Genomic DNA, 586 nt, shown 5'->3' on the forward strand with positions numbered 1-586 from the left:
ACCCCAGGGCCATGCCCGGTGGTCGCTGCGGCTGCTGGAGAAGCACGTCGCGCTGGTCGAGGACATCCCCGACCTGGACCACTCCACCATCGGGCGGATCTTAAAAAAACGGAACTGCGCCCTCACCTGAAGAAGTGCTGGACCATCCCACCACGAGCGAACGCGGAGTTCGCGGCCCGGATGGAAGACGTACTGGCCGTCCATGCCCGGCCTTACGACCCGGCACGTCCGGTGGTGTGCATGGACGAGAAGCCCTACCAGCTCCTCGACCACGCCCGCAGCCCGCTCCCGGCCCGCCCCGGTCATGACGCCTGCCAGGACAGCGAGTACATCCGCCGCGGCACGTACTCCATCTTCGTATGGGTCGAACCCTTACGCGGGTGGCGTCGCGTTCAGGCACTGCCCCAGCGGACCCGGACCGACTGGGCCGGCCAGGTCAAGCAGCTGCTGAACGTGGACTATCCCGATGCCGAGACCGTGGTGCTGGTGATGGAACAACCTCAACACCCACGGCATCGCCTCACTGTACGAGGCATTCGCACCACAAGAGGCTTTCACCCTGGCTCAACGCCTCGAGATCCACCAC

1 pseudogene is annotated in these 586 nt (G+C 65.5%); it reads left to right on the forward strand.

The features are described 5' to 3' along the window. Nucleotides 1–240: 240 nt before the first annotated feature. A pseudogene (locus tag NP777_RS47120) lies at nt 241–586 on the forward strand (hypothetical protein); the annotation flags it as partial.

This window comes from Streptomyces rugosispiralis, assembly GCF_024505145.1.
Classification (GTDB): Bacteria; Actinomycetota; Actinomycetes; order Streptomycetales; family Streptomycetaceae; genus Streptomyces; species Streptomyces rugosispiralis.